The sequence below is a fragment of the Chitinophaga sp. 05T412 genome (genome assembly GCF_056396465.1).
On sequence record NZ_JBFTLN010000001.1, the window covers coordinates 434,519 to 458,935 of the forward strand.

At 45.9% G+C, this 24,417-nt stretch carries 12 protein-coding genes; 1 reads left to right on the forward strand and 11 read right to left on the reverse strand.

Annotation, left to right across the window (positions count from 1 at the left end; genetic code table 11):
• Positions 1 to 11: 11 nt before the first annotated feature.
• From AC1DFM_RS01660 to AC1DFM_RS01705, 10 genes are all read right to left on the reverse strand, one after another.
• The gene (locus AC1DFM_RS01660) at positions 12 to 1,817 is read right to left on the reverse strand and encodes a RagB/SusD family nutrient uptake outer membrane protein (protein WP_477074987.1); all 1,806 of its coding nucleotides are present in this window, start codon (positions 1,815 to 1,817) and stop codon (positions 12 to 14) included.
• Positions 1,818 to 1,834: 17 nt separating this feature from the next.
• Positions 1,835 to 5,182, reverse strand: a complete 3,348-nt coding sequence (locus tag AC1DFM_RS01665; protein WP_477074988.1) for a SusC/RagA family TonB-linked outer membrane protein — start codon at positions 5,180 to 5,182, stop codon at positions 1,835 to 1,837.
• A gap of 51 nt (positions 5,183 to 5,233) precedes the next feature.
• On the reverse strand, positions 5,234 to 6,187 hold the full coding sequence (locus tag AC1DFM_RS01670) for a FecR family protein (protein WP_477074989.1): 954 nt from the start codon (positions 6,185 to 6,187) through the stop codon (positions 5,234 to 5,236).
• Between the two features lie 87 nt (positions 6,188 to 6,274).
• On the reverse strand, positions 6,275 to 6,856 hold the full coding sequence (locus AC1DFM_RS01675; protein WP_477074990.1) for an RNA polymerase sigma-70 factor: 582 nt from the start codon (positions 6,854 to 6,856) through the stop codon (positions 6,275 to 6,277).
• Positions 6,857 to 7,058: 202 nt separating this feature from the next.
• On the reverse strand, positions 7,059 to 8,276 hold the full coding sequence (locus tag AC1DFM_RS01680) for an EndoS/ChiA family endoglycosidase (RefSeq protein WP_477074991.1): 1,218 nt from the start codon (positions 8,274 to 8,276) through the stop codon (positions 7,059 to 7,061).
• Positions 8,277 to 8,501: 225 nt separating this feature from the next.
• Positions 8,502 to 10,124 carry a RagB/SusD family nutrient uptake outer membrane protein gene (locus AC1DFM_RS01685; RefSeq protein ID WP_477074992.1) on the reverse strand — a complete coding sequence of 541 codons (1,623 nt, stop codon included), beginning with the start codon at positions 10,122 to 10,124 and terminating at the stop codon, positions 8,502 to 8,504.
• 24 nt (positions 10,125 to 10,148) lie between these two features.
• Positions 10,149 to 13,439: a SusC/RagA family TonB-linked outer membrane protein gene (locus AC1DFM_RS01690; RefSeq protein WP_477074993.1), complete on the reverse strand. Its 3,291-nt coding sequence runs from the start codon at positions 13,437 to 13,439 to the stop codon at positions 10,149 to 10,151.
• Between the two features lie 320 nt (positions 13,440 to 13,759).
• The gene (locus AC1DFM_RS01695; protein WP_477074994.1) at positions 13,760 to 14,947 is read right to left on the reverse strand and encodes a FecR family protein; all 1,188 of its coding nucleotides are present in this window, start codon (positions 14,945 to 14,947) and stop codon (positions 13,760 to 13,762) included.
• A gap of 58 nt (positions 14,948 to 15,005) precedes the next feature.
• The gene (locus AC1DFM_RS01700) at positions 15,006 to 15,608 is read right to left on the reverse strand and encodes an RNA polymerase sigma factor (protein WP_477074995.1); all 603 of its coding nucleotides are present in this window, start codon (positions 15,606 to 15,608) and stop codon (positions 15,006 to 15,008) included.
• 137 nt (positions 15,609 to 15,745) lie between these two features.
• Positions 15,746 to 18,007: a S41 family peptidase gene (locus tag AC1DFM_RS01705; RefSeq protein WP_477074996.1), complete on the reverse strand. Its 2,262-nt coding sequence runs from the start codon at positions 18,005 to 18,007 to the stop codon at positions 15,746 to 15,748.
• A 591-nt stretch (positions 18,008 to 18,598) separates the two neighbouring features.
• Between AC1DFM_RS01705 and AC1DFM_RS01710 the strand changes: the two genes are divergently transcribed.
• On the forward strand, positions 18,599 to 22,957 hold the full coding sequence (locus tag AC1DFM_RS01710) for a glycosyl hydrolase family 18 protein (protein WP_477074997.1): 4,359 nt from the start codon (positions 18,599 to 18,601) through the stop codon (positions 22,955 to 22,957).
• A 113-nt stretch (positions 22,958 to 23,070) separates the two neighbouring features.
• On the opposite strand, the gene AC1DFM_RS01715 is transcribed toward AC1DFM_RS01710, so the two are convergent.
• Positions 23,071 to 24,393, reverse strand: a complete 1,323-nt coding sequence (locus tag AC1DFM_RS01715; RefSeq protein WP_477074998.1) for an RICIN domain-containing protein — start codon at positions 24,391 to 24,393, stop codon at positions 23,071 to 23,073.
• Positions 24,394 to 24,417: the final 24 nt, after the last annotated feature.

Sequence of the window (24,417 nt, forward strand, 5' to 3'; positions counted from 1 at the left end):
AATAAAAGTGTTTACCAGCCTGGATTTTGTACCAGGTTTTTATCGCGGTCCATTTCAGACTGCGGAACAGGAAACAGGTAATAGCTTTTGAGGAATACCCTTCTTTCGAAAACAGTACGCTGGTAAAACACCAGGTCGGTAAGTTTCGTACCTGCGTCTACGTTCATCCCATAGAAATTGCCGCCATCCGTTTGCTCCGCAATTTTCCAGCGACGGGTATCGAAGTAACGGAGGCTTTCCAGCGCCAGCTCTACCCTTCTTTCATGACGGATTTTAGCCCGCATGTCGCTCTGACCTAAGCCAGGAGTCACTTCCGGTAAGCCAGCGCGATCACGGATCTCATTGAGATATTTAGCGATATCCGGATCACCAGGCGAATATTCATTCAGTGCCTCTACGTAGTTCAGCAAAATTTCTGCATAACGTACCAGTATAAACGGTCTGGCGATATACTGCGTGATCCTTGGGTTACTGTTGGGATGCACATTTTTACGGGCGATATAACCAGTACGGGGGAAATCCCAGGAACCTTTTTTGCCGGTATTACCGGTAAAGAAAGTTTCGATGACTTTGTTGCCTTCGCTGGTATTGATCCACAAACTACCGTTGTAACTAACGTTGACGTAGAAACGTGGTTCACGGTTCACGTACATGTTGTAAGTACCGGTAGTGGTGTATTTGGTAGCCGCGGTAGCAAAACCTGTTTCTTGATAACCGGAGCCGCCTTCTTTGATACCTTTACCATTCTGCATTTCAAACTCATCCACCAGTTGCTGCGTCACCGCCACGGCCGCATAACCATTCGCCAGCCGGGGGGTAGTAGATCTTTCCCAGTCTTTCAGGTTGTTGGTGGTACGCGCGAAGATCACTTCACTGTTCCATGGATCAAGGAATACATCGCGGCAGGATAAATAAGGATCATACTTTCCGGCGGCATCATTTTTACGATACAGGGAAAAGCTAAAACCGGTGATCACATCCCGGGCCGCATCTGCAGCGCGTTTCCATTTTTCCTTATCGAAGGTGGAGCTCACCAGCTGTTTACCGTCATTATTGTGGAAGCTGGCGTAGTCGGAGTTACCATTGAACTGCGGACTGGCAGCAAGCAGCAACACGCGGCTTTTGATGGCTTTACAAACAGCCGCTGTAGCACGACCATAGTCGGCATCGGCCTGTTCTGTAAAATGTTTAGGTAGCTTGGTAGCCGCCAGATCCAGTTCAGCAACAATGTAGTTTACACATTCATCATAGCTGTTACGTGGTTTCTGCATTTCTGCATCAGAAGGTTCCAGGTCACCGGCAATAGGAGTATCACCCAGCACGATAACCGGACCATACTGACGTATCAGACCATAATAGAAAAATGCGCGGAGGAAGCGGGCTTCTGCTTTGTATTTATCGATCAGTTCCTGACCATTCGGCAGTTCTTTTATCTCTTTATTTTCATCAATATGCTGGATAAAATAAGAGGCAGAGCGAATACCACGGTAGTATTTGGACCAGGTGTCCATATAACCGGAAGCAGCGCTCCAGTTACCCAGGTTAATGGGATAGGTGTCATAACCGGAACCGGGACGATCGTAGGTGATGTCTGCATCATCAGAACAGCCTTCCCACGGAGAAGTGTTGCGGTATGCTTCGTTAGGTATAGTAGCATAAATATTGGCCAGGTATTCTTCCGAATAACGTCTGCGTGCAAATACCTGTTCAATAGTAATACGATCATCAGGCACCTGGTTGAGGAAGTCCTTGTTACAGGACGGAGCCAGGAACGAAGCGCCAGCCAGTGCTAAATAAGCGAGTTTTTTTATGTTCATCCGGAGAAGATTAAATGTTAGAAATTCACGGCAATGCCGACGGTATACGATTTGGTACTGGAATAGGCCGCGCCTCTACCATTACCCACTTCCACATCCCACATTTTGAACGGAGAGAAAGTCAGCAGATTAACACCTTGCAGGAAGATGCTGGATGATTTAAAGCCGATATGTTTTAACCACCGTTGCGGCAGGCTGTAGTTCAACTGCAATGTTTTCAACCGCAGATAGTCGCTGCGTTTCACCCACCAGGTGCTGGCGGCGTAGTTATCGTTGAGTGAACCTGCCATCAGGCGGGGATAAAAGGCATCCTGGCGGGGGTTATCTTCCGTCCAACGATCTGTAATATTGCTAAAGAGATTTCCTCTGGCAAGCCCCTGCTGGAATGGCATGGTACCTTCGCCACTCAAGAGCGCATCCACATGGGCAGCGCCCTGGAATAAAGCAGAGAGGCTGAGTGATTTATATCCTACGGTAAACCCGAAGCCGTAAATGATTTCTGGAATATCGCCGTAGCCGATAGGCACCTGGTCGTAGCTATCGATCACCCCGTCACCGTTAATGTCTTTGTATTTGATGTCGCCGGCGCGCACATCTCCGGTCTGACGGGGAGAGTTCTTCACATCTGCATCACTTTCAAATAAGCCCAATGCAATGTAGCCAAAGCGCTGATCTACCTTGTAACCTTTTCTTTCCAGCCAGGGGTATTTCCACGCCGGATCATCATTCTCTACTACTGTATTTTTGTTATAGGTGAAATTACCCAACAGCTGAACAGACAACTCTCCAAAGCGACGGTTATAAGTGACAGAAGCATCGATGCCTTTATTATCGATGATACCTATGTTGCCATAAGGTGCGTTGATCATACCGATATAACCAGGCAGGGATTTACGTCTTAGGAAGATGCCACTGCGGTATTCCTTAAAGAGGTCCACCTGCAGCGACAAGCTTTCGTCCAGCACCTGTACATCAAATCCCAGGTTGGTTTTGCGGGAGGTCTCCCATTGTACATCCACGGCGTACTCCCCTATTTCTTTACCAGTGAATTTCTGGTCCATGTTCTTACCGAAATTATAATCACCGGTACTGGCAACGGTAGCCAGATAAGCAAACCTCCTACCGTCGATATTACTGTTACCTACCAGACCGTGAGAGAAGCGTACTTTAAAGAGCTGTACATAATCTTTAACCGGTGCAAAGAATTTTTCTTCAGACACTACCCAACCCAGTCCAGCAGAGGGGAAGAAGCCATAACGTTTGTCGGGATAAAAGTTTTCGGAACCATTATAACCGAAGTTGAGTTCCGCAAAATATTTATTGCTGAAGCCGTAGGTGAATCTGCCGGCGAGACCTTGAAAGCGATAAGGCAGCGATGCTTCCAGGGTTTCAACATACGTATTGGCTTTATCGCTTTTGTTGTACAGCAACATGCCGGACACATCATGTTTACCAAAACTACGGTTATAATTCAGTGCTAATTCATTATAAAAAGTACGTTCTCCTGTATTGCTTTTACTGTAAGCGAGGTATTCTGTACCAATGGCGGTTTGTTCATAAGTCAGCTTCCCGTCCGCATCGCGGCCGGTAGCCAGCCAGGTATCTGGTGTTTTCGTATAGCGGTTACTCGCATAGTTATAGGCATCAAACGAAAACATACCGGTAACAGACAATCCTTTGGTGATGAAGGGCAGTTCCTGGGTAAGGCGCAGGTTGGAATACAGCTGGTTTCTCCACTGATTGGCATAACCTGTTTGCGTGAGTGCTGCCCAGGGATTTTTTAAACCGCCACCACGCAAGTCGGATATTTTACCATCCGGGTAGCGGATAGGTATCTGCACAGAAGTCAGGTAAAAAGCATCCGTAAAAATGTCGCTTACGCCGGTTGCTGGCAGGTTTACATTATTCAGATAACCCTGTATGCCCAGTTTAACCGTCGTGGTTTTAGACGGCGTAAGCGTCATATTAGAGGTGATGCTATACCGTTTGGAATAAATGGACGAATTATATTTTGATAAGCCATCCACATTATAAAGACCCAGCTCATCAAAGTAACCGAGGCCAATATAATAGACCGCCTTTTCAGAACCGCCGCTGATGCTGGCGTTGGCATTTCTCACCTTACCATGGTCGCGGAATAATTCCTTAAACCAGTCTACATTAGGGTACAGGTAAGGGTCGCTGCCATCGCGTGTTTTCTGAATCGCTTCGTCCGTATAGATAGGTGCGCTACCACGTGTTTTCAGGGCTTCATTGGAAATCTGCATGTAAGTAGGACCATCTGCAAAAGATGGCAGTTTGGCAAATTGTGTAATCCCTTCCGTATAACGGACACTGTAAGCAGCCTTGCCTGGCTTACCTGATTTGGTGGTGATGAGGATAACGCCGTTAGCCCCACGAACACCATATACAGCGGTAGCAGAAGCGTCTTTTAAAACTGAAAAGCTCTCAATATCTTCAGGGTCTACGTTGGCAATACTACGTGGTACACCGTCTACCAGTGTGAGTGGGGCACTGAGTCCTTTTGTAAAGGTGGAGATACCACGGATATAAATATTAGCATCGTTGTAACCCAGTTCACTGCTACGTTGTACGGATACCATACCAGCGATGCGGCCTCCGAGGGAGTTGGTAAGATTGGATACCGGTTGTTTCAGGTCTTTAGGTGTAATAGTTGCCTGTGCGCCAACGAGGCTGATCTTTTTTTGTTCACCGTAACCTACTACCACTACTTCTTCCAGGGAAGAAGAGGCTTCCCGCATGATCATGTTGATTTTATCTTTACCGGCCACTGATACTTCCTGTTTGCGATAGCCCATCAGGCTGAATTCGAGGGTAGCATCTTCCGGTACGGAGAGGATATATCTTCCATTCACATCGGTGCCTGTACCTACGCGACTACCTTTCACAGAAACACTTACTCCCACCATAGCCTCCCCGGTAGAATCCAGAACAATGCCTGTGATTTCCCGCTTTGGGGCGTCCACGCCCGGATGCACCTGAGAAGGTTTATTTTTTACAGCTACAGAAATAGTGGTTCCGGATGTTTTAAACTGAAGACCCGTTTGTTTGTCGATGTCTGACAGCAATTGAGATACCGGTGCGTTTTTGTATTGCAGAGAAACCCTGGTAGCAAAAGATTCCAGGGATTTATCAAATAGAAAGCGGAAGGGAGTTTGTTTTTCCACCAGGCGAAAAACCTCCACCACAGTGGCTTGTTTAACATGAATACTGACCGTTTGCTGGTCCGGTCCCGGAGCCTGTGCCTTTGAAACCAGTGCAGGCGTAAAGGCCAGCAGCAGGCAAAGGAATTGTAGCGCGACCTTTTTTGTAAGGCCACGGATCGTGGATAAAGATAGTTTCATACTTTAATTTTTGTAAGCGTTGTATGAGAGCTACAGTCTTCTCATCGTGTTTTATTTTTCACGGATTTTGATGAGCTGTCCATCCTGCACGTATTGCAGATTGTATACAAAACAGATGGACTCCAGTGTTGCTGTTAATGACGAATTGGTTTGCGTACCGGACAGTACATGTTGGCCTATACCGGGCGATAGCAGCACGACTTTCACGCTGTACCATCTTTCCAGAATAGCCGCCACCTGCTGCAGCGTAAGGTTATTCATGTCGATAACTCCCTTTTGCCAGCTGCTCATCTGTTGCGGATCTGTAGCGATGCGGTCAAAGCTGGCTGTTGCATCATAGGTTACCTGATCTCCTTTTATCAGGAGTACTGATTTTCCTTCCGGAGCGCTCACCTGAACTTTTCCTGATACCACGCCCAGCTGTTGTGTTTCGCCGGGATATGCCCTGATATTAAAGGACGTACCCAATACAAGGGTGCTGAGTGTGCCCGAGTGTACCACAAAAGGTTTGTGTTCGTTCGGGCGGACATCGAACCAGGCTTCTCCTTCCAGGAATACTTCGCGGAGCGTATCAGGCGTTGCCGAATACCGGATCGTTGACCGGGCATTGAGCACTACCGTTGTACTATCAGGAAGGGTTATACGCTTTATTTCACCATCCTTCGAAGCAACCGCCAACAGGGCAGGTGCACGTTGTCCTATGCGGGGCAGCAGCTGGTGCAACGCCAGCAACAGCATCACTGCGGCAGCATAGGGCAGTGCTTTGCGGAGATAGAATTTCAGCGGGCGCGTCCGGCGTTGGGGCGCTGCCTGTATTACTTTCTCCTTTAGCCCCGGCGGCAATGCCTCTCCGTCGGTTTGTTGCCATTCCCCATAAGGCAGCAACTCGTCCATGGCAGGCTGTTTGGTCATATGCAGGAAACGCCGCAGCTCTTCTGCGGTAGCCGTATTTTCCTGTATTTTCCGGATTAGCGCCTGCATGTCCGTGGCATCGTACTTCGTCATCTTTTTAACTGGCTCTTTCCCTTATATACACGAAAAAAGAAGGGACTACTTAGTGGAGGAATATAAATTTAATGTTAACCCGTTGGCTTAGCTGATCAGCAGTAGTACAATTAATATATAGGCATCTTTTAATTCCGTACGGATCACCTTCAGGCTGCTATGGATATGGGCTTCCACGGTACGAACCGAAATGCCCAGCTTATCCGCTATTTCGCGGTGTGACAAGCCTTCTTCGCGGCTCATGCGGAAAACGGTACGTTGTTTTTCACCCAGTTTATCCAATACCTGCAGGTATTGGCTGCGCAGTTCGTTATAATCCATGCGCTGGCAGATGCCATCTTCTTGTAGCAGCAATGCTTCTGAAGGCTCCATAGTGGCCAATTGACGGGTAGCTTTATGGCGGATAAAATTCAGAATATGGTTACGGGCAATGGTAAAAAGCAACACCTGTATATCTGCAGTTTGATCGATTTTTTCCCGGAAATGCCACAACTTCAAAAAAATATCCAACACTAATTCTTCCGCATCTTCTTCATTGCCTACCTTCTTTTTACAATAGGCAAACACCTTCGGGCCCAGCAGGTCAAGCAGCGACCGTAAAGCATCCTCCTCTCCCTGATGAAGGCGCAGTAGCAGTTTCGGTGAAATCAGATTGGTTGTATTGTCCATGACGGAGACAAAATTAACATGCTATTATTAACAGAAGGTTATGCCGTGGCTATTGTATAGTGTAATCATCATTGTTCTTCCGGTGGAATATTATTCCATCAATATTAATAAAAAAAAATTCAGTATTCCAAAAAAGCAGAAAGCTACTTTAACGGATGATCATCCGCTAAAGTAGCTTTTTGCTTTCTGCCGCTAATAATTACTATTGAATTTTCACAGAAGACATTTTATCATTTGCACTTGGCGACAAGGAGGTAAATAAACTATTGCTGGCAGTGAGTGTCCACGACGTTCCGGTAAAATTGTTATTATCATACATAATAACCGTCCAGCCAACAGGGATTTTTACGGATGATGCCCAGTTATCCGGTACACCTGCTGCTGCCAGTTGCGCTGTAGTATAAGTACCTTTTGCCAGCGGCAACGACATCGTGCCACCATAACCGGTGTTCTGATAAAAATACACCGCAGCAGGATTCATCGTCTGGATAGCGGCTCTGGTGGTTACATAATTACGGCCGGTATTAGGACCTTCCATATCAATACCATAAGCAAATACGCCGCCTTTGGTGCCCTGCGTTGGCTGCCATGCAGCATATGCAGGCATCTGGCCAGCCTGATAACCAGTAGCATCTTCATAAGATACACCTACCAAAAATTTGGATGGAGCAATGTAAGACGTATACGTATTAAAGGTACCCTGCAGACTGGTGACATTTCTCCAATATGCCTGTAAAAACACATAGCTCACCATATTTTTGATACCGGACATCAGCGCATTGCCATTCTGGTTGGTGTCATAAATAAGGAGTTTTCCGGTGCCGGACAATGGCCCCAGATACTGCGACAATGCCTGGAAACACGCTATCTGATCCTGCAGGGTGGCGCCGGTAGCAGTACTTTCAATATCAATATCATATCCGTCGTAGTTGTAAGTATTGATCATACTTACAATACCGCTTACCCATGTAGCCAGCCCGGTAGGATTGGTAGAGGCGCCGGCAAAATAACCACCGGTGTACACTACTTTGGTACCCCGCGCGTGGAGATAGGGAATGTAAACCAGCTTGAGTGTGTCCCAGTAAGGATTGGTAGGAGGTGTGTAATCCGTAAATACACTCACAATATCTAAACTGTCTGGCAAATCCGTCATGCGTGTATGGTAATTAACCGGATCGGTTACATAATCACCCCAGGTTCTGTAGTAGCCCATCATTAACTGATGTGGGCTGTTTTTATAAGCAATGAGACTGTCGAGTGTTGAACCCGACAAGGTAAGCCCCTTTGCTACCATGGAGGTATTAATGGATAAAGGTTGAGGGGTTACTTTCTGCAAATTTTTGGAACAACTGGTAACCATCATCATGATGACAGCTCCCAATGAAAAGAAGCGGGTAAAAATGAAGGATGTTCTTAGCATTTTTTTGTAAGATTTAAGGATTAAAAATTCAGCGTTGTGAAATAAAAATCCGGGCATCAGTTTTCTATCACCATCCTAATGGAAAATGGCTGCGCTAACGTTTTGCTCTCACAATAAGGCTCCCTGTGGGTATCAGGCCCAGATATAAAATTGAACTCCTCCTTTGGGTTATAATGGGTTTGACGAGGAGATATTATAGATAATGGATGAAAGGCCGGGCTCCTGCTACAGTGGTTTCTTATCCCACCATAAGCGGGTACTTCCATTGTCCGGGCCTCCACCCAACAATGCTACCGCCTTTTGTACTTCAGTAGCATTGGTGTTATACTCAGGCAAAGGGAAAGGCAGGCGCCTGATCCGTGTCTTTGTACTAATCACGCCATTGCTGTAATTCGCTACGATTGGGAATACTTTTGGATAACCTGTGCGTCTGAATTCAGACCAGCCTTCTCCACCCTCTGGATAAATGGCAATCCATTTCTGTGTAATGATGCGTTCCAGTTTTGTTTCAAAGTCGGCCGCATCATCCCATTTAATAGTAATGGTACTTAGCGCAGGGTCGCCGGCTGCCACATTATTCTTGCTATCTACCGGATCGCTGTAAGGGGCTGCAGTGCTGGTATTATCAGCCAGGTAAGTGGCCGCACCGGGGAGGTTATCTTTAGCGAAAGATACCTGTACGCCTTGCTCATATAATGCTTTGGCGCTTCCATTCATGTTCCAGTTTCTTGCCGCACCTTCTGCACGCAGGAAATATACTTCAGCAGCCGTCATCCATTGAATAGGAGAAGATACCGTTACATGGAGGCCTGAAAAGTTTTTCCGGTCATCTTTCGAAATAATATCAATTCCCGATCTAATGCCTTTATATACACCAGGAAACTCCGTGGAAGTATTGAAATACGCGGCAATTCTCGGATCATGAAATCCAGTCAGGAACGATTCCATGTTGGCAGACATACGGGTATCCGCAACATACGTTTCTGAGATCACATATAATGGGTTCACAATGGTAATACCACCCTGGGTTTGCAACAACGCATTATCACCATTATCGGCCAACAAACCGTGTGCATCCGCCACTGCTTCCTCTGCTTTTTGTTTGGCAAGGTCCGGCAGTACATACGCCAGACGCATCGCTGCTCGGAGCTTGATGGAATTGGCCAGGCGCATCCATTTTGTAAAGTCACCACCATATATCAGATCGTATTTGGCAATTGGTTTTGCACCCGGAAATGCTTTGGAATATTTATCCAAACTGGCTATCGCCCCATCCAGATCCACAAAGAATGAACGGTATATAGACTCCTGGCTATCGTAGGCTACGCTAAATCCTCCGCCACCATAAGCGGAATAAGGCATAGGGCCGTAAAGGTCTGTTACCCGCTGCATAGACAACACCTTAATGATTTGCGCTACGGCAAAAATTTCAGGATTGGAAACACTGTCCCTTCTTTTTATCTCCAGCCATCCACTCAATACGTTATTCAACTCATTATTGAAATAAGCCCGTGTCCATCCATCATTCAGTGCATAATTGGCGTTATTCCGGCCGCCACCAAAGGGGGTTGGAAAGGCCAACATACCACTGAAAACGTCTGCACATAAATTTTGTGCTACCTGGTACGTAGAGGCGTCACCGGTAGTAGCATTGGGGAAAACGTTCTTTTCCATTTGAATCAGAAAAATCGCTTTCCCAATGTAATCATACTGCAAGAGAGAATCTGTGGCCTTAGCCGGATCTCTGTTGTAATCTTCAAAATTTTTAGTGCAGGATATTGAAAGCAGGAATAAGGCGCTCACCGCGAGCAGGCTTATTCGGTTATACCACGATATATGTTGATTCATAACTTTTCTTTTTTGTTGGTACATTTAGAAAGAAACTTTCAGCTGAAGTCCGAGTTGACGAAGACTGGGCTGCATGAAGTAATCGTATCCCTGGAAATACGTGCCGGTAGCCATTGATACTTCCGGATCAAAAGGCGCCTTGTTGTACAACATCAGGAGATTTCTGGCAGTTACACCAACACTCAGCCCCTGTATTTTATCATTAAAATATTTTCCGGAGAAATTATAGCCGAAAGAAAGTTCACGTACACGGATATTGGTAGCGCTGTATACATATTCACCCAGAATGGTAGCTGTAGCGGCTCCCAGGATATCTTTGTAATATTTCTGCGCGTCAATCATTTTACCGTTCACATTCACCCCACCTGCATCTCTCGCTGCGGCTGACTCTCTGGATACACCATATCCATCCATCAACGATTGCGTAGCAGATACTACCTGTCCGCCGAAACGTCCATCCACCAATACATTCAGATAGAAATTATGCAGGGTGAAACTGTTATTAAACCCGATGTTATAATCAGGGCTTGCCCTTCCTACTTTCACCGCTTTTACAGTTGTTTGCGGTGTACCGTCTGCGTTGGTTTGTATCACACCATTGGCATCTCTCACAAATGCCCGTTGATAAATATCGCTGAGTGTTCCACCTGCCGCAATAAATCCACCGCCGATAGACAATGAATCCTGCGATTCAGTTTTGCCGGTAAATGGATTCTGATAATCTTTCATCACGGCTTTAATCTCATTGCGGTTCAAGGTAAATGTTACCGAAGGATTCCACGACAATGCACCAAAATTGCCTACATACCCTACCATTGTTTCAATGCCTTTATTGCTGATTTTACCGGCATTCACGTAATAGGTACTATAGCCGGAGCCTGGAGGCGGGCTGGCAGAAAATATCTGGTTAGTAGTATTGGTATTATAATAAGTGAAGGACAAGTTCAGCTTATTATTCATAAACTTCAGGTCTAATCCCGCATCGAAAGAAGCTGTTTTCTCCGGCTTCAGGGCAGAAAATGGTTTTGCGGCAATAGGGGTTACTACGCCGGAAGTTACCGGATACAGTGCATAGGTCAGATAAGGGCTTGGAGGGTTTCCCACATAACTCATGGAAGCCCGCGCCTTGGCATAGGAAATGAAACCGGGCAGCTTTACCATATCGCTGATGATACCAGACAACCCTACTGATGGATAAAATGTGTATGATTTTTCGGCATAGGCCAGTTGAGAAATCCAGTCGTTACGGCCCGTCAGATCCAGGAACAGGAAGTTCTTATATCCGAGCTGAGTCGTCAAAAATACAGCCTGGGTTTGGTTGCGGCTTCTGGATTCACCCCCTCCGATATGGAGCTGATCCACGTTTGAAACAGAGAAGAAGTTAGGCACACCAGATGATGCCAATGCACCACCAATACTGGCGCCATTTACCTGGTTATCTGTAATACTGGTTCCCAACACGGCGTTCAACGAAAAGTTATCTCCTAACTTTTTATTTAAAGACAGCAACAGGTCTGCGTAAGTTTGCTTACTGGTAGTGGCACCGTGGTTATAGCTACCATTGGGGCTACCGGTAAATAACTGCAGCGTAGAAGCATAATTCTCGGTGATATCGTTGTCAGTAGCATTATCTACTTTTACTCTGCCGGCAATATTCAGCCAGCTAGTGATGTTGTATTTAAGCATTACACTTGCCAGCAATCTTTGTCTGTTAACAGTATGCAGCATGCGGTAAGCCGTCCAGTAGGGGTTTTGCGCAGCAAGACTTAAATCTCCATAAGGCCAATATTGTATATTATAGTTATGGGAAATATCGTAACGTTCATAATTTTTGTAATCGTCGAAATTATCTGAGCGTGGAAACAGGTATACGGGCACCAGTGGATTAATGTATTGTCCGCTGTGTGGAGGATTACGCAGTTCCTGTGTCAGGTACATCGCGCTGACATCCAGGGTTAACTTATCGTCAATAAGGTTGGTAGAATTTCTTACAGATATATTGTACCTGTTTAATTTGTTATTAGGAATGATGCCCTTTGAATTCAGCGAAGACAAAGAGAAATAGGTCTGATTTTTTTGTGTGCCTGTGGCAACACTGAGGGCATTGGAATACTCAGATCCTGTTTTGAAAAAGCTGTTGGGATCATAGCTGGAAGGTGTTGACAACGCTGGTCCCCAGCTCTCAAATGATTTATTGCCGGAAGAAGAAGTAGTAGATCCGTACTTCTGTTGTTCCTTTACTTTAACAAAAGGATCGTACATGGAAGCGCCCGAAGAAAAATTCACTCTAAGTTTCCCTTCTATTCCTTTCTTCGTATTGATCAGTACCACGCCATTAGCTGCTTGTCCGCCATACAAGGCAGCAGCAGAGGCCCCACTTAACACCGAAATACTTTCTATATCATCGGGGTTCAGGTTGGAAATACCATCTCCATAATCGGTGCCACCAAAATTATCAGCAGGCTGACCGGCGGAAGAGAGTTGCTGTAGCGGAATCCCATCTACCACGTATAAGGCGCCGTTATTGCCACTGATAGATTTCAGTCCGCGCATGATCACGCGCGTAGAACCACCAATGCCGGGAGTGCTGTTGATCGTTACACCAGCCACTTTGCCGGTGAGGCTATTGACGAAACTCGCATTGCGTACGTTATTCACTTCTTTCCCTCCTATGGTCTGAAGATTATAGGTCAGCGACCGTTCATTACGTTTGATACCTAATGCCGTTACGACCACCGCATCTACGGTTTTTTCTTCCACTTTCAGCTGAACCGACAATTCTGTATTATTACCAACGGTAATTTCCGTCCGCTGATAGCCAATAGAAGAAATAATCAATACATCACCTGGTGAGGCGTCAATGCTAAAATCTCCGTTTGCATTGGTGACTACCCCTTTCCCGGTGTTTTTAATCAGCACGGTGGCGCCTGGGATTGGATTTCCAGTAGGATCTTTTACGGTTCCCCGGATCTTACGATCTGTTTCAGATAGCTCCAGGTGTTGCCCCGGGGTGGCCGCCATAGGTTTAGGTCTTAGCAAAATGGTGTGATCAACAATTTCCCAGGTAATCGCCTGATCTTTGAAACAATCATCCAGCGCTTCTTTTAGCGGTTTTTTAGACAGCTGAATATTGACCGGTTTCGACTGCCGGAGCAATTCATTTTCGTACCAGAAAAAATAGTCCGTTTGCTTCTCGATCTGTTTTAATGTGGTGATGAGCTTTGCATTCTTTTGAGATAAGCTCACTACTTGTCCATAGCCCGCTGCATGCACCTGGACAACCATTGCTACAGTAGCAACCATTGTAATCTTCATTACAAGCAATGTTTTAATAATGGAGTGACTGTTGAATTTTGGAATTTTCCGGGCAATAATCGCCTTAGAACACATAACTTTGTTTTGTTTGAGTGAATAATAACAAGACTGACATTTTGTTTTTTGTCAACTCAACGCAATTCAATGGCGCCCCCGGATTGCACTCCGGGGCGTTTTTTTTGGTTGAGCCTTTTTTATGAGGATGGTGGAATTATTTCTGTTTTTTCATTCCTCACTTTACATCTGATATCGCGGTGTTGATGATGGTTGAATATATAATTGTTTCATTGCACGCTTTACAATTGCTATCATTTAGTTGACTAGGGCAGCACGGTGATTATTCCATTGCTGACTTTAAAGTTAATGCCGCTTTTTTGCAGCACGCTTAAGATGACGGACAAGCTGGTTTTTCGGCTGAACCTACCTGAAAATTTGCGGTCTGACACTTTTCCCTGAAACACTACTTTCATATTATACAGCCGGCCAACTTCCTGCATAATGGTTTTGATATCGGCCTCATTAAAACTGAGTATTTCATCTTTCCAGGCCATTACGTCCTCTATATTTACATCATTGTTAATGACAATCCCGGTGTTAACAATCGCTTGCTGGTTGGGTAACAGCTTGCGAATATCGTGAGAACTACTATCAGCTACCTTTACCGCCCCTTCCAGCAATGTCACTTTCGTGGCGGGATCATCCGTGTAAGCTCTTACATCAAAATGGGTTCCTAATACTTCTGTAGTAACGTTTTGCGCGTTTACGATGAATTTCTTTCCTGGCAATTTGGCCACTTCAAAATATACTTCTCCGGTGATGTCTACCTTTCTGGTATCTCCTTCAAAGGTGAGTGGATAAGCAATGGAAGATTCGGCGTTTAACCACACCCAGGTACCATCTGCCAGTTTCAGCTTCATCATTTTGCTGCCGCGGGGATTGTCTACACGGGCCTGTAGTACGCCCGCATTGCCGCCTGCCTGTGTATAGGCCACTTCTCCATCGCCTACACGGGATAATTGAATGCCATATTTCTGTACCTGTGCCGTGCTTTTCACGTCATCCAGTTTTATTTTAGTGCCATCTGGTAAAGAGAGTATCGCATGACTGATTTTAGGTGCGGCTACATCTGTGATGGAAGCATCGTCTATAGCCTGTTTGGTGGTTCTCTCCGGCCAGTACCGGTATACCATTACACCGATCAACACGGCGGCAGCAGCTACCATTGCCCTGCGTATCATCTTCCTGACAGGTGTTGGCGAAGCAACTGGTTCACTATTCACCATCTGTTGCAATGCTTCCAGCATTTTTGCACGTTCCCCGCTCGTTTCCAGACCTGTATAAGTATGTTGTTCCAGGTCTTTCGTCATTTCCTTCCCCAGTAACTCCCGTAGCTCATCTTCCTGCAATCCATTCAGGAATTCTTCCACTTCATCCGGCGTCAGATGTTGTGAAAGCCAGCCTTGCAACAGGTAGCTAAAACGATGTGCTTTATTTGATTGATCAGGCATATGCTATTACATGTATCTTGACCCATTCAAAATGGGGGGGTACCTCTCAAAAAAAAATTTATTTCCCGCTTATAAACCAGGCGGCGGCCAACAACGAAATAATATCCTCCCGGTAAAGCAGCAGTTGCGCCCTTATTTTCTTTAATGCCTTTGCCATATGCTCTTTTACCGTTTCTACGCCGATGCCCAGTTTCTCGGCAATCTCAGCATAGCTGGCTCCTTCGTAGCGGGTCATCCGGTAAACTTCTTCCTGCCTGGGCGGCAATGCCTTTATAAATCCCTCTATCACTTCCCCTTTTTGCCGGAGGATCAGTTGATGCAGCGGGGTATCGCTCTCTTCTTCAAAAAGCGCTTTCGCATAGTTGACATATGACTTATGATAACTTTCCCTTTTAAGCAGCTTTAAGGTCTGGTTTTTTGTGATGCCCCACATCCAGGCTTCTGCATCTTCCACAGTAGTTAAAGACGCCCGCTTTTCCCATATAATGGAGAACACCAGCTGAGTAATATCATTCGCTTGCTCCCTAACCTTACAATACTGCAAAGCGGTAGAAAAGATGCGGCTGTGGTAAGTATTAAACAACGTGGTAAAGGCGGTCGCATCGCCGTCAGCAATTTCGGCAAAGAGAGATAACAAGTGATTTTGGGACTGCAAATCCATTAAACTACTATTAGGAATTTTTCGGTTCAGCCTCCTTCCAGTGCCAGTGCCAGTGGCATAACTATGCGGAGTACTATTAAACAATAGTACATTAAATAATTAAAACAGAAAAGTAGACCATAGCGCGCAGGTAACTTCTATTGCTCCAGGTAACGGATAGCGGCATCCTGTATCATATCGCTATCTGTTGATGCTTCCTTTACCGTCATCGGCACATACACGTCGGGTTTTATACCCACCCGCTGCGTTTCCTTATTGTCGGGATAAATGACCCGCATTCCGGAAAAAGCGAAACCATACACGCCCACCCCAGGTATATAACTCTTTTCGCCATCGGCACCGGCGGTTGTTCTACCAATGAGCTTTACATGGGGGACGGTTTGCAGCATCATAGTATAAAACTCGCCCTTGCTCTGTGTCCCTTCCGAAATCAATAATGCCAGTTTGCCTTTAAAAAGAGGTGGAGTAGTATGATAAGTGCTTCCTGTTTCCAGCTTTTCAAGAATGGCTGGATAAGCACTGGGATAGGTGCCAGTAATATAAGGCGTATTCACCGGCGCAAAAAAAGGCACCATACTATAAGCATCCGGAGAAGGATACTTCCTAAGATCAATCATTGCTTTCTTTACAACCGGAAGCAGCTGTATAAGTTGTGTAGAATCTTTCTGTGTATACAGGGAAACATCTACGTACAAAATGGAGTCCTTTAGCAATTTTATGGCAGCTTTCTTTGCTGTATTATCTTCCATTGCCCCCATTCCATTGGCAATATGTCTGAAAATGGCAGGATCAGGATAATCCTTATAATAATTGGAAGCAAAATTTGCCGTAGCTGACTTTAGTTCTCCACTTTCGGAGCTATACTTAAAAGTCAAACTATCTGAAGCCAGTGGCACATTTGAGAGAAGATGCAGGGCAGATATATAGTAATATTTCATCTCCCTCCGGGACGCACTTATATATTGAGCAATCGCAGCTACCCGGTCCGACATACTTTCATTATTAATCGCCAACATCCTGTGACCCGCTTTAATACCCGTACGCGCAGAGAAACTACTATCAACTTTACTAACAACCACCTCATTGCTGTCAATTATTTCGAACAGCAAGGGCATTATTACGGTTTTGTCAGTTCCATACACAGCTCTCCAAAATGACAACTTAGTCGTGACAGGGGAAATGAGTGCATGGCCATCATTAATAGCTGCATCCAATAGCAAAGCAGCCCTCATATAAGCATCGCCGGTAGTAGCAGCAGTAAAAAGAGGAATATTTTTTTCGAGTATCTTCTCCCAATTCTCTCCAATAGCATACTTATAAGGATAATAATATTGTATGATGTTCCAATACCTGGCCAGTAGCAACAACCTGTATCGCACATCAGGTAAGGTGTACATGGTATAGGCTTCCTCATGATTAAATTTTGGACTAGGGATCGTTACACCATCCGCCAGCTGCACGTAATAATTACGGAATGGCTGGTATCCTTTTTCAATTTTCCGGAGATGAATACTGATATCATTATCCAGTAGCTCCGATTTTGTCAACCAGCTGTTATCAAAGTTGATCAGCTGTACTTTGGAAAATGAATCAATACGAAAATTACTCTTAGCAATAACCGTCTGAGAAGTCGCTATCAGGTTGTTCAATGATTGATTGAAATCCGCTTTCTTATCCGCACTAAATACAGCCGGAAGATACTTTACAAATGCGGCATCCCAGTCGATGTTCTTTTCACTGATGGCAGCAGCATAATATTTCAAAAAGCCCCATACTTTTATATACAGGGCGAGCTTATCCCGTAAGGTTTTATCCTTTGCCACGCGATCTGCATAAGCGGTTTTCCACGTGTCATCAAATTCACCTTTGGTAACCGTCACTTTAAGATGACTTATCTGCACTTTGCCAGCCCCCTTAATATGAACCGAACAACCCAGGGTATTAATCGGCGTTTCAAATGGGATCACCCAGTAAATTTTATTGACAACATTATGGTTCTTGACCCTGGATGAGGCAAGATTCCTAAAAAAAACATACGGAGATTTATTGTCCATACTCCCGCTTATTACAAACCCCGCTTCATTCACGTCTGTCAGGCTGTCCGTTTTGAACTCGCCCTCCACCAAAACGGCGCCCCGTGGAATAGGGGTATCAAAAGAGAAAGAATTATGGAGAGAAGCACGGCTCTCATTTTTCTGCGATTTATCAATACTTCCATAATCAAGTTCCGCAGCATTTTTTGCATTCGTTTTCAACACATAAGTATCACCTGTTTGTACATCTGCCTTCCATCCTTTATGAACGTAGGGGAAAGATTGCTGGCAGATAGCCATCGTAGAAATAGTCAGGTATAGCAAACATTGTAGCACTGTTTTAATTACAAACGGGGAATTACGCATGACGAACGATCAGTTAGGCCAATAAGATAACCATTAAATGGAACGAAAAAAAGTAATATCCCTTCCATCATCTATCCTGTGGGCATCTGCCTATATCATCATCTTACCTAGTACATAAAATATAAAGAGAGGCTGTATCAAAACAAGCTTACTGTAAGCTGTTGCTTTTGCGGGCACCTGGGGTAGGGATAAGGTTACAAAGGGGATGGCGTCTGACTTGCTTTGTGCATTTAAAATGTTGATTTTGAGCGCCCAAAGGCCAACAGCACCAAGCCATTCCCAACTATACGGGCCAGGAGAGGTTTTCCTTAATTAGCCAAATATTTGATGATTCCAGCCAGGTGATCGGCCCGAATGGAATTATTTCGGGATAAAAAATAATTTATTTTTTCCGATGGTACTATTCGGACTCCTGTCCGACATCGCTTTCGAGAGCCGCTGTAATGTGCATTCCATTGTGTAATTCTGCCATTTGAAAAACTAAACCTGTAATGAAGGCGACTGTTGCCTGGAATTCCCGTAGCGTGTGTAATAGCAACCCATATCAACCAAGACGTATGATTTTTTTTCAACCACAATAAAATCAACAGTATGAATTCCCTCTTTACATTAAGAACCGGCATAGTACGCCGGATGCTGCTGGCATGCTGGCTACTGCCAGGCCTCCTATGCAGCAATCTGATGGCACAGGTAAGCCCGCCTGTACCAGCCACCACTCATCAACACAATAAGCAGGTGATAGGCTATATCACCCAATGGGACGCCTGGAAAAACATTGCAGGTATTGTACCCGCTGGCGGTTACAATCATTTGAATGTGGATTACTCGCAGTACACCCAGCTCAATTTTTCTTTCTTTGGCGTAGCGGTAGATGGTTCCTTGCACAGTGGCGACTACCGCAATAAAAATATTTACCAGGTAGGTGCCACACAAGCCCCGGCACCATTGGTAAATACAGATATTTACAGCAGCTGGGACATGTACCTGCTTTATGGAGAACTGGACATCCTTTATAATATATCGGATGGCAGTTATGCTTATTCACTGGGCTATCGCAATGCCGGTGGTGGATGGAGTAATGTCAACACCGGTAAAACCGGATCTTTCCCTTTATCCGTTCCCAAACAGGGTGGTGCCCCCGGCGTGATTGACCTGGCGCATCAGAAGGGCGTAAAAGTAGTGGCTTCCATCGGCGGTTGGAGTATGTGTAAACACTATCCTGAAATGGCCGCAGATGCCACAAAAAGGGGCCGTTTTATTGCCGGCTGCCAGGAGTTGATCAGCATGGGTTTTGATGGTATCGACTTTGACTGGGAATACCCCAACGATCCCGGTATGAACATCGAGCATTATGGACCAGCAGATTTCGCCAACTTTGCTGCCCTGGTAGAGCAGCTGCGTGCAGCTATTGGCCCCAGTAAAATCATCACGGCCTGCTTTGCTGCCGCACCCGCCAAGCTGCAGGGTTTCGACTGGGCAAGACTGAATAATTCCATGAATTATTTTGACATGATGACCTATGACTATAATGGTGGCTGGTCCAATAAAGCCGGACATAATGCGCCGTTATATGATTATCCTGGTGCGGAATACAGTGGCTTTTCTCTCAATGCTACTACGCAGGCCCTCCGTGCGCTGGGCGTAAACATGAGTAAAGTAAACCTGGGCGCCCCTTTTTACGGTCGGGGGGTGATTACCAGTGGTGCGGCTGCCCTGAATGGTGCTACCGTTAAACGCGCAGAAACCGTGCAACCTGACGGACCCATACAAACCTGCGCCGATTATACCAACTGGGCTAAAGACCAATGGGACGGTACACCCAACTATAGCTACGTCCTCAATAAAACAGGTAGTGGCTCCGGCTGGACAGATCACTGGGATGATGTAGCCAAAGTGCCTTATAAAACTAATGGCAACTTTTTCCTCAGCTATGATAACGAACGCTCCATCGGTGAAAAGGCCCAGTATATCAAAGACAATAGTCTGGCGGGTGTGATCATCTGGCAGGTATTCGGCGATATGCTCAATATGACTACCGCCACACAGGCGAAAGGAAAACTGATCTATTGCCCCAACACCACTTCTCCATTGGTCAATAAGATCAATGAAGTTTTTGCCGGCAATGTAACAGGCAACATCCCGCCCAAAGTAAATCTCATTTCACCGGTCAACAATACCACTTTTACCCTACCCGCTACTATCAACATACAGGCATCTGCCAGTGATTCTGATGGCGTGGTGAAACAAGTGGCTTTCTACCGGGATACTACGCTGTTAGCCATTGACAGTACTGCACCGTATACTTATAGCTGGACCAGCGCAACCGCCGGCAGCTATGCTATCAAAGCCATTGCTACGGATGATAAAGGCGCCAGCACTACGTCTACAGTGGCCAATATCACGGTGACCGGCGGCTCTGTGAGCACCGGCAAAGTGATTGTAGGCTACTGGCAAAACTGGGGCACTCCTACAGATGCTTCTCCGTATATCCCTCTCCGTAATGTGAACCCGAAATACAATGTGATTGAAATTGCATTTGCCATGAGTGGTACGGATAAGGCCACAATGAGCTTTGTACCGGAAAATACCACTCCGGCAGTATTCGCTTCGGATGTGGCTTACCTGCAATCACAGGGCAAAAAAGTGCTGTTGTCCATTGGCGGCGAAACGGGTACGCTGGATCTTACCACCACAGCACAAAAGCAAGCCTTCGTTACTTCCCTGAAATCCTTGCTGGACCAATATAATTTTGACGGCTTTGACATAGACATCGAAGGCGGTGCTAACCTGCAACTCAACAGCGGCGACAATGATTTTACAAATCCTACTACCCCAAAAGTAGTGAACCTGATAGCCGCTATTAAAGAAGTAGTGGCCTACCGCAAAGGACTCGGTAAAGATTGCTGGCTGACCATGGCGCCAGAAACCTATTATGTACAAACCGCTTATGGCTCCACCTATGGACCACTGGTAGGCGCTTATCTGCCGGTGATTCATGGTGTACGCACAGAGCTCACTTTCATCCATCCGCAATATTATAATACAGGTTCTGTGATGGGACTCGACAATGGCATCTACAACCAGGCTACTTCCGATTTCATAGTAGCTATGTCGGAAGTGTTGTTGCAGGGATTCCCGGTATCGGGTACAGGTAAAGTATTTCCACCACTCCGGGAAGACCAGGTGGCCTTTGGTGTACCGGCATCCGCCAGTGCAGCAGGCGGTGGTTATACGACCCCGGTGAATGTGAAGAAAGCACTGGATTATTTAATTAAAGGACAGGCATACGGCGGCGCCTACACGTTGCGCAAACCTGCTGGTTATCCAAACTTCAGAGGTATCATGACCTGGTCGGTTAACTGGGATAAAGTGCATGGCGATGAGTTTGCCAGTAACTACTACGATTATTTCTTTGGCACTACCGTAGTAAATAAACCTCCTGTGGTAAACATTACAGCTCCTGCCAGCAATACCAATTACAATGCACCGGCCAGCATTACCATCCAGGCTGCAGCCAGTGATTCCGATGGCACCGTGATCGCTGTAAAATTCTATAACGGCAATGCACTGCTGGCAACAGATAGCGTGGCTCCGTATTCCTTTGTATGGAACAATGTACCTGTGGGTACCTACAACCTCACGGCGCTGGCAACAGATAATAAAGGCGACAGCACAAGGTCGTCTGTTGTTACAGTGAAAGTAAATACCCCGGGTAATAAACCACCTGTGGTAAACATTACAGCTCCTGCCAATAACACCACTTACACTGCACCAGCAACCGTATTGATAAACGCTACGGCTACAGATAGTGCAGGCACTATTGTAAGGGTGGAGTTTTACAATGGTACCACATTGTTGTCAACAGATTCCGTTGCGCCATATAGCTATAGCTGGGCCAATGTAGCGGCAGGTAACTACGCTATTACAGCTAAGGCAACGGATAACGGTGGCGCATCTACGACTTCCGGCATCGTGAATATCATTGTAAATCCTGCTGGTGGCGGTGGTTGCGATGGAATTGCCGGATGGGTAGCTACTACTGCATACAATGGAGGTGCACAGGTCGTATACGGCGGCAAAGTATACAACTCCAAATGGTGGACACAGGGAGAACAGCCAGATCTGAATACGGGCGCCGGAAAGCCCTGGGAATATGTAAGGGATTGTGGTGGCACACCGGGTAATACGCCGCCAACAGTGAGCATTACGTCACCTGCTAACAATGCAGCATTTACTGCTCCTGCCAGTATAGCCATTAACGTTACATCTGCTGATGCAGATGGTACCATTTCTTACGTTACTTTTTATAATGGTACTACTTTACTGTCAACAGATTCCACTGCACCATATAGCTATAGTTGGACCAATGTAGCTGCCGGTAATTACGCCATTACAGCTAAGGCAACGGATAATGGTGGTGCTTCCACTACCTCAGCTGTTGTAAATGTGGTGGTAAATCCTGCCGGTGGCGGAGGTTGCGGTGGCATTGCCGCATGGGTAGCTACTACGGCTTATAATGGAGGTAGCCAGGTAGTATATGCCGGTAAAGTATATAACGCCAAATGGTGGACACAGGGCGATAGACCAGATCTGAATACCGGCTCCGGTAAGCCATGGGAATACGTAAGAGATTGTACCGGCGCTGCCATCGCAAATAATGCAGTGCTATCTAAATCGACTGCTCCTTCCACCTTGCTTTCCTACCCTAATCCTGCTAATGGCAACGAGATTCGGTTGAAAGTAGAGGGTAATCCCGGTGATAAATTACTGATAGAAATAATGGACCTGCATGGAAACGCACCCGTGGTACAACAGGTGTATGTGCCTGCATCAAAAGGAGTGCAACCCGTAAGTATCAATATCAGTAAGGTACATGTGGGTACGTGGATTATCAGAGTCACCAGTCAGCAAACACGTAAAGTGAGTAGTACCAAGTTAATCAGATTATAGAGAGATGGAAATAGAGAAGTCCCATCAGCATGCCTGATCTGTTACCGTAAGTAGAAATAAGAAGAGGGTGTCTCAAATTACTTTTGAGACACCCTCTCTTTAAACAAACGGCTTTACTGCTGGCTGATAATCTGCCATTGCTGATTAGCACCCGATTGATACGGCCACTGGATCAGTGTATCTCCCTGCGCTTTGGAAGCATTAGCCATATCCAACACCATTCCGCTATTGCGGTTTTTGAAATTGTAAATAGCATTTCCTACCCGCGATATCTGCCATTGTTGATTATTACCATTGGTAGATGACCATTGTATCACCGGCGCGCCCTGCGTAGTAGAAGAACCTTTCACATCCACCGCTTGTCCACTGTTGCGATTGATCAATGAGTAGTAACCACTGCCCTGATCACCTATCTGCCATTGTTGCTCTGTACCGCCCAGCCATGGCCATTGAATAAGGTTGATTCCTTGTGTGGTGGAAGCGCTTGGAACAGCGAGCACCTGTCCGCTGTTTACATTTACCAGCTTGTAAGAAGCGTTAGGATCAAAGGGAGTTTGTCCTTTGCGCATCACTACATTCTTCACATTGAAATAGGTAGCTGTTTGCGGACCCGGACTGCCACTGGCGGCCTCCATCTGGAAATCGATGATGAGCCAGTAAGGTGCATTGGCAAAATTATTTCCTATATGCACTGCGGTCATCACGCCATCAATGAAGTATTGGCATTCCACACTGTTAGACCACGAGCCATTCGCATTTTTCACCCGGTTGTACACCGCTTTGTAATGATGCCAGGTAGTAGCGGCATTACCCACGGTTGTCAGCTTGGTTTGCCAGTTACCATCATAAGTATTTTGCCAGATCGATGTACTTCCTTTTACTTCCACAATATCACTTTCCGGTGGCCAGGAATTAACGGCGGTAATCCAGAATGCAGGCCAGGTACCATACGCAGTGGGTGTTTGCAGGTCTACGCTGATTTCCCAATACGGATAAATGGAATCAATCAACACCTGATGTTTGGAATAGATAGTGCCGGAGTGATAATGAATGGGAATATTCGGATCAAACTTATTAAGCGCCGTATCCGGATGATACGATGCCTTCAGCGTCAAAGAGCCGTCACCATTCAGATAAATCTGACTATGATCGGTGCTGCTGCCGTACATGCGCGCGGTTCCATTGTGATCCGATCCCCACGGATACAGATAACTCCATTCTGCTTCGAAATTTGTGTAATTGGTAAATGAGTTGGCATCGGTTACGGTGGTCCAGGTGCTGTTCAACAGCTGGGCATTCGTGACGGTTGTTTTGGAAGCCAGCATGCTTTGTGGTGCATTGATGCTGGTTTTGAGTGCTTGTTTGCTGCAGGAGGAAGACAACACCGTCCCTATCAACGCCACGCAAACGGTCAACATTTTTTTTGTGTGCATCATAATATGGAAGTTTTAAGGGTTACC

Coding starts and splice junctions, on each gene's coding strand:
- AC1DFM_RS01670 (WP_477074989.1), bottom strand. CDS start 6,187: ATGACGAAGTACGATGCCACGGACATGCAGGCGCTAATCCGGAAAATA.
- AC1DFM_RS01710 (WP_477074997.1), top strand. CDS start 18,599: ATGAATTCCCTCTTTACATTAAGAACCGGCATAGTACGCCGGATGCTG.
- AC1DFM_RS01685 (WP_477074992.1), bottom strand. CDS start 10,124: ATGAATCAACATATATCGTGGTATAACCGAATAAGCCTGCTCGCGGTG.
- AC1DFM_RS01690 (WP_477074993.1), bottom strand. CDS start 13,439: ATGAAGATTACAATGGTTGCTACTGTAGCAATGGTTGTCCAGGTGCAT.
- AC1DFM_RS01700 (WP_477074995.1), bottom strand. CDS start 15,608: ATGGATTTGCAGTCCCAAAATCACTTGTTATCTCTCTTTGCCGAAATT.
- AC1DFM_RS01665 (WP_477074988.1), bottom strand. CDS start 5,182: ATGAAACTATCTTTATCCACGATCCGTGGCCTTACAAAAAAGGTCGCG.
- AC1DFM_RS01675 (WP_477074990.1), bottom strand. CDS start 6,856: ATGGACAATACAACCAATCTGATTTCACCGAAACTGCTACTGCGCCTT.
- AC1DFM_RS01705 (WP_477074996.1), bottom strand. CDS start 18,007: ATGCGTAATTCCCCGTTTGTAATTAAAACAGTGCTACAATGTTTGCTA.
- AC1DFM_RS01715 (WP_477074998.1), bottom strand. CDS start 24,393: ATGATGCACACAAAAAAAATGTTGACCGTTTGCGTGGCGTTGATAGGG.
- AC1DFM_RS01695 (WP_477074994.1), bottom strand. CDS start 14,947: ATGCCTGATCAATCAAATAAAGCACATCGTTTTAGCTACCTGTTGCAA.
- AC1DFM_RS01660 (WP_477074987.1), bottom strand. CDS start 1,817: ATGAACATAAAAAAACTCGCTTATTTAGCACTGGCTGGCGCTTCGTTC.
- AC1DFM_RS01680 (WP_477074991.1), bottom strand. CDS start 8,276: ATGCTAAGAACATCCTTCATTTTTACCCGCTTCTTTTCATTGGGAGCT.